At 45.5% G+C, this 6,468-nt stretch carries 6 protein-coding genes; all 6 read right to left on the minus strand.

Annotated features, from left to right (window positions below):
* Position 1: 1 nt before the first annotated feature.
* The 6 genes from mutM to OEV79_08280 all read right to left on the minus strand — a co-directional run bounded on the left by mutM (position 2) and on the right by OEV79_08280 (position 6,324).
* Positions 2-826 carry a bifunctional DNA-formamidopyrimidine glycosylase/DNA-(apurinic or apyrimidinic site) lyase gene (gene mutM, locus OEV79_08255; GenBank protein MDH4211427.1) on the minus strand — a complete coding sequence of 275 codons (825 nt, stop codon included), beginning with the start codon at positions 824-826 and terminating at the stop codon, positions 2-4.
* A gap of 24 nt (positions 827-850) precedes the next feature.
* Positions 851-3,151: an AsmA family protein gene (locus tag OEV79_08260; GenBank protein ID MDH4211428.1), complete on the minus strand. Its 2,301-nt coding sequence runs from the start codon at positions 3,149-3,151 to the stop codon at positions 851-853.
* A gap of 49 nt (positions 3,152-3,200) precedes the next feature.
* On the minus strand, positions 3,201-3,863 hold the full coding sequence (locus tag OEV79_08265) for a site-2 protease family protein (GenBank protein MDH4211429.1): 663 nt from the start codon (positions 3,861-3,863) through the stop codon (positions 3,201-3,203).
* Positions 3,860-5,014: a hypothetical protein gene (locus tag OEV79_08270; GenBank protein ID MDH4211430.1), complete on the minus strand. Its 1,155-nt coding sequence runs from the start codon at positions 5,012-5,014 to the stop codon at positions 3,860-3,862. The genes OEV79_08265 and OEV79_08270 overlap by 4 nt, the downstream gene beginning before the upstream one ends.
* A complete protein-coding gene (locus OEV79_08275; protein ID MDH4211431.1) occupies positions 4,953-5,249 on the minus strand; it encodes a DUF3467 domain-containing protein in 297 nt (98 codons plus the stop codon). The genes OEV79_08270 and OEV79_08275 overlap by 62 nt, the downstream gene beginning before the upstream one ends.
* A gap of 235 nt (positions 5,250-5,484) precedes the next feature.
* A complete protein-coding gene (locus tag OEV79_08280) occupies positions 5,485-6,324 on the minus strand; it encodes a protein O-GlcNAcase (protein MDH4211432.1) in 840 nt (279 codons plus the stop codon).
* Positions 6,325-6,468: the final 144 nt, after the last annotated feature.

Here is a 6,468-nt window from a genome sequence, read left to right on the forward strand (position 1 = left end):
TCTAGTGCTGGCACTTCGGGCAGTACCTGGTGCCTCGATTGCCGATCTTCTTCAGCGCTATCATGGTGCCGCATTTTCTGCAAGGTTCACCTTCTCGCCCGTATACGCAAAGGAAATTCTGGAAATTACCATCCTTCCCGTCGGTTCTTGTGTAGTCAGAGACCGATGTGCCAAAATTGAGGATTCCTTCGGTTATCACATCTCTCAACGCTTTTGTGAGTTTCTCTATTTCTCTGTTCGTTATCCGATTGGCCCTTCTCAGCGGTCTAATGCCAGCGCGGAATAAAGCTTCGTCAGAATATATATTACCCATGCCCGCGCAGATATTTTGGTCCAGGAGAAGCGATTTTATCCTTGCTTTTCGGTTCTTTATCTTTGCCTTCAAGTAATCAGGTGTGAAGTCGTCAGAAACCGGTTCACAACCGAGGTTGTAGAATCCCTTGAGGTTGGGAGGAGTATCTTTAGCCTTGATCAGATATACCCGTCCCAGCACACGAGGTTCGTTGAACAATAACTGGCAGTCGTTCAATACTAGAGCGAGTCTTGAGAATTTGTGCGGTTCAAGATGTGTTGGAATGATAGCCATGGTTCCGGAAAGACGCAGATGGAAAACAAGCCGTTTCTCGTGACCCAATTCCAGAATCAGATACTTGGCTCTTCTGCTTACGTCAAGTATTTTTTCTCCAACAATTGCTTTGCAGAATTGTGCCGGCTTCGGATGTGCTATTACGTCAGGCCGTAGTATCACACAATCAGTAATGGTTCTACCGCGGATCTTGGGTCGCAGCTCGCGGGCGATGGTTTCTACTTCTGGCAGTTCAGGCATTTCCGATTGCTTTCATTGTAACGGTCATTTTATGCCCTTGAGAATGTTTTTCAAATCTGACTCGAAGTCCTTTATTTTCTTATCGAACTCGTTCTTGATATTTCCTTTTATTCTTTCCTGTATACGGCTACGGTCCAGAGTGAACGTAGGGGCTTTCATTTTTCCTCTTGCGATAACATCGATAATGGTCCGTCCATCTTTATCGTTGAAGAATAACCAATCACCATGGTACCGTTTGACAATATCGGAGTAATGCTTTGACAGTGTGACCGCGATATTCATGTCAACCGAACCGTTCAAGCCAATGGTTCCTCTGGCCAGAAAATCCCCTACTCGCGCGGACATTGTCCAATCGTCAGCGCTTGCACGCCCGTTCGCTATCGTAAATCCGGTATTAAGATTGTTAAATTTGACCACCTTCTGGTCTTTGAGTCCCATCCAATCCAGAAGTTTCACCATGAACTCAAAATTGTTGAACTCGCCGTTAGTGATTTTCAAATTCCCGGTTCCGTTAATATTAGATTGTACGGCTTGCTGGTCCAGTCCATTTCCGTTAAAGTTCGCAATGCCGCTAAGATCTCCTTTTACTCGATCGAAGCCAAGAAAGCGCTTGGTGACTTTCTGCGCCTGAACGGATGTCATTCTTGAATTTATCCGGTAGGGTTCAGGACTATACGCATTGTAGTAAAAGTCAAAGTTAACCTGACCATCATATGCCTGCGCCCGGCAATTCTTGAGATCGATCACCCCGTCTACATAGCTGAAATCAACATTGACATCGGTAAACTCCATATCCAAACCCGTCAGCTTTTTGACAACGACCGTGCCCTGTAAGGTCAGTGGAACGGGTTTACCCGGCTTGCTCTTGCCTGCTCTACTCGCACTGGTTCCTTTCTCTGGCAACAGTTCATCGAGATCGATGATATTTGAACGGTTATTGATCTGCACAACAGGTCTCTTGAAATTAGAGACAAAACCGCTTAGTGAGAAATCAGATCTTCCGATTCGGCCATGGCATTCACTGATTCTTGCCGCATTGTTCTGCATGGTTCCTTTGACCGTGAAATCACTGATGGGTCTACCCAATCCGATGCCATCGATCAGGCCTTCGCGAATATGGATATCTCCGAAATAGCTCAGATCGTTCATCGTTCCCTTCAATGCTATATTACCGGTGATTATACCCGATAATTTGACATCCTTCATTTCCGGGGTCAGCGATTGGAAGTCATCAAGATTCCCATTGAGTTGGGTCGAAATGTTGAAAAGCGGCGCAGGTTTATCAAGATTCGAAATGTTCCCCCCGATACTGAATTTTGTTTTGCCGATATTACCCTCTATCTTAATATCACGGATCGAGCTGCGTGTGAATGCGAATGCTCCATTGATCTGTTCCACTGCGCGGCTCATGCCCTTCGGCACAATAGTGACATCTTCGATCTGACAGCTGCCTTCGATCGCTGGTTCCTTTGTTGTTCCCGATATGGAGAATTCGCTCTTCAGTGCACCGTCCAATTTTTCAAAACGGTATTTTTCAGGTAGAAGTTCGGTTAGCCTGGACATTTTGTCAACTGCTATCTCACCGTGCAGATCTATGGATTCTCCTCGTTCGATCTGTCCAGAGATCGTCAGGGATGCTGGATCCATGCGCACTTTGATGCTCTTTACGTTCATGTCTTTTGATGAAGTGTCATATTCTACGGCATTTTCGATAATAATATCCCTTTCGGGCACTATTTCATTCTTGGGCAAATATGCGAGTTGATTGCCGGTGAGCGATATCCGGTTTTTCCTGAAACTTACTTTCTGGTTGATATCATGCAATCGGTACGTGGATTTTGTGACCGCATCATAATACATAAGCTCGCAGTTCTTGAGCCGCAATTTGTCCAGTGACAGAGCCCATCCGGGTCCTTTTGCCTCTTTAGGCATCAATGCGAGAACATTGAGCTCCTTACTTGTATTACGTTCAAGATTGAGCGTGAATTTATTGAAATCGATGCTGCCGATCACAATGCGTCTTTGGAGCAGAGGCAGCAATTTTAGATTGAGTGCGGTTTTTTCTATTTCAATCATCGGCTGAGCGTTATATCCCTTAACATTCGGGATCGATACATCCCTTATACTTATTGAGATTCCGAAGCCGACTGATAGGTTGACACTGCCTATTTCTACTGGACGTTGTAGAGATTGACTGGCGATCTGTTCTGATATCTGGCGCAGTTTTTCTGGCGTCAGAAATGACCTGATCGCGATATAACCTGCTAATGTGAGAACAACTATTATGGAGACAATGGCTATGATGATTTTGATGGTTTTACTCATTTTGCCCCCTTATTTTAACCCTGCAACAAATTTGAAATTGAAAGGACCACTATGCTAAAAGACCGAGGCCCAAAGCTATGACGGCAGGCGTGCCAGCAAATAGTCGTGTGAAAATATTCACGAAAGGTCCAATCCATCCCCATAGTATTGGAATACCTGTAATCCGGTCGAAAAATATCAATCCAATGAGTAGCACGAACCCGTAGCGTTCGAGCCAGTGCTCGATATGGACGTAACGTGGTGGCAGTAGGCTGAAAAGGACTTTTGACCCGTCAAGCGGCGGGATCGGTATTAGATTGAACGCGCAAAAGATCAGACTGTAGATAAGTCCGAGACCGAGCATGAGACCTATCGGCCTGAGAACGTTATTCTGTAACAACCCAGGGAACACGCGCAGCAAAATGCCCAGAGGAATTGCAAAGAGAAAATTCGACGTGGGGCCGGCGAGGGACGTATAAAGCATACCTTTCTTCATGTCTCGGAAATTATAGGGATTGACTGGTACTGGCTTAGCCCAGCCAAATCTAAGGAGCAGAAAAGCAATGAACCCAAAGAGGTCTATGTGCTTGATTGGGTTCAGTGTAAGGCGTCCTGCGAATTTTGCCGTCGCGTCGCCGAGGCGGTATGCTACGTAGCCGTGAAAATACTCGTGCACCGTGATTACTGTCAGAATTGCGGGTATTGAGATGACAAGACCTAGAAGTCTGTTCATTTCTTCTTGATGGTCTTGAGGTGGGCGATTGCTTCTTTGCGGTTCTTGAACTTCCTGTCCAACTGCAGAGCAAATAGCTTCTTTAGGACCTTAGCGTATTGTTTCTGAGGTTTTATGTTGTATTTTCGCAGATCCTTCCCGGTAATGAAGGGTTCTATTCTCATCAGCTTGCGGTAAGTCTTAATTTTTCCAGCCAGTTCCGGCTTGATTAGCATTATTGCCTCTGCTAATTCTTCAGTGACTGGGCAGAGTATTGCGTAGATGGCGCTTCTTTTACTCGCCCTGCTCAATTTTGTTATGACACCGCTAATACTCCGGAAATCATCAACAATTCTCTTGCTTTCTTTTGGCAACGGGATGCTGTTTCTCGGTAATTTTGACAGCAGGAAGTAGAAAGCATGTTTGCTTGAAGTAGGCATGAGTTTCAGTTCGCTCCGTTTTATTGGCAAAACTTCATGATTGCACAAATCATTGACCGTTGACGGGTATGATACTTCGGCGAATATCAAACCGAGTTCGTTAAATATCCGCTGTCCGCTCAGCTTCTGCACCATTCCGTCCTTTAATGCCTGTCGCATCTGGCGCTCGGTTTCATCTTCCAGTTTGAATCCGAAGCGGTTCTTGTACCTCAATGCCCGAAAGATGCGCGTTGGATCGTCTACGAAACTGTTCCGGTGAAGAATTCTTATCAGTTTCTTCTTAATGTCGCTCATGCCGTCGAAAGGATCGAATATTTCCCCAAAGTTTTCCCGCGAGATAGACATGGCTATGGCATTTATTGTGAAATCCCGGCGATTTAAATCCTCCACTATAGTCGATGGATATACATGGGGGAGATGCGCTGGCGAAGGATACTTCTCGGTTCGCGCGCTGGCCAGATCCACCCTGTAACTGTTAATGCTGATGGATGCAGTGCCAAATTCGTCGTGACTTGTCAGTTTTCCCTTGATTTTCGTATTTAACAGACGAGCGACCTTAATGCCATCGCCTTCGACCACTACGTCAATGTCAATTGATTCTCTGCCCAGTGTGGAGTCTCGTACGTAGCCACCGACCAGGTAAGCGTGATACTCGGATTTTACAAAGAAATCAATTACTTTTCTTAAAACCGATTTCTTTTTCGTTTTTGCCGAAGATCTTGATATTGCCAAAACGTTCCTCGTATTTCTTAATATTGTCGTCCAATGCGTTCCTCAGCAGTGTGACATTCTGGGGCGTCATGATAATACGCGTGAAAACCTTGGCTTTTTGGGCCCCAGGCAGCACGCGCAGAAAATCAAGGATGAATTCTGAAGGTGTATGATGGATCCCGACTCCGTTGGCATATATACCTTCAGACTGTTCAGGACTAATCTCAATGTTCAACGGCGGTTTTTGCTCTTGCATGCTAAATCTCCTTTTGGTATTATAACTGAATATTAGCCAAAGTCAACAATTCTGCACGCGTGTGCCCCAATAATATTAGCCAGTTTCTCGAGGTTTTTTGATAGAACTTTTGCACTGTGGTAATGAATTTTATTAGAAAGTGGTTTAGCTATGTGCAATATGACATTGAATTTCAAATGTTATGGCGTAGTCTTCTAATTGTATGTAACTTTGTACCTGTTATGCTCATGTCGCGTTACAGAACGGTTGTCGCTGCTTTCCAGGCCGTGCGCGTGTCATAGACATGAGGGTCATGAAAGAACATCGCCGCCGTTCTGATCAGGGGTTTTGACTCACGATAGTTATTCATCGGGTTGATTAGGATGCCACGAACCGCTCTGACAATTCCAGGAGCGCGCCTGCGGTAAGGGAAACGGAGGATTCTACCCGGTATATAGTCATTGGCGAAGATGTTATCCCATATCAGGACTGGTCGATTAACAGTTTCGGTGATCCTGGCTACATCCCTCTCGGTTATTGCCCAGGAGACAACATTCTTGCCGGTCCAAATCATGTCAATGTCCTTGTGAAGATTCACCGCGACGTGCTTCAAATATTCGGTCTTCTTGAATCCACGATACTGGGTAGGGCAGAAGAAGAGACTTGTTTTCTCCAATCTTTCCTTAAGATGCTTGAAAAGGGCATTGGTTGCATCCACCTGCTTCTTGGCAGTACGAGCATCAAGCGGCACTCTTATATCGTCAAAGAAGATACTGAAATGGCGGATGCCAACGTCTATCAGTGTGTCGATCTTCTCGATCACGTCACCGGTATCTGGCCTGTCACCCGGGCTCAATGCATATACGAAGTTGACATGTCTTTCCGTGCTGTGTTGATTGAGTCTTTCGAATTCCTTCAGTTTCCTGTCAGGGTACTTTTCCCGCCATTTTTTGCGGTGATAGATATCGGCCTTGGGTCCATATACATAGGTGTTGAGGTTAAGACTTCCGATAAATTCTATGAGGTCCAGTCTTTGTTCAAAGGTGTATTGCCTTCGGTAGAACCCTTCCACAACGCCGAAGATTTTACCGACCACGTTTCAATTCCCTTAGCAGGTCAATCCACTCGCCCGGGTTTTCGCCTAATTTACGGATCTCGGCATCTCGATCTATACCGTATTTTTCCTCCAATAGCTTCAATGAATCCTGGAGCGCCTCTTCGCTCGATTCACTGTCCCTGA

The sequence above is a fragment of the candidate division WOR-3 bacterium genome (genome assembly GCA_029858255.1).
In the GTDB taxonomy this organism is placed as follows: domain Bacteria; phylum Hydrothermota; class Tepidihabitantia; order SM23-42; family SM23-42; genus SM23-42.

Bases quoted from the DNA above. Each gene is read 5' to 3' on its own strand.
- mutM (MDH4211427.1), bottom strand. From the start codon at position 826: ATGCCTGAACTGCCAGAAGTAGAAACCATCGCCCGCGAGCTGCGACCC.
- OEV79_08260 (MDH4211428.1), bottom strand. From the start codon at position 3,151: ATGAGTAAAACCATCAAAATCATCATAGCCATTGTCTCCATAATAGTT.
- OEV79_08265 (MDH4211429.1), bottom strand. From the start codon at position 3,863: ATGAACAGACTTCTAGGTCTTGTCATCTCAATACCCGCAATTCTGACA.
- OEV79_08275 (MDH4211431.1), bottom strand. From the start codon at position 5,249: ATGCAAGAGCAAAAACCGCCGTTGAACATTGAGATTAGTCCTGAACAG.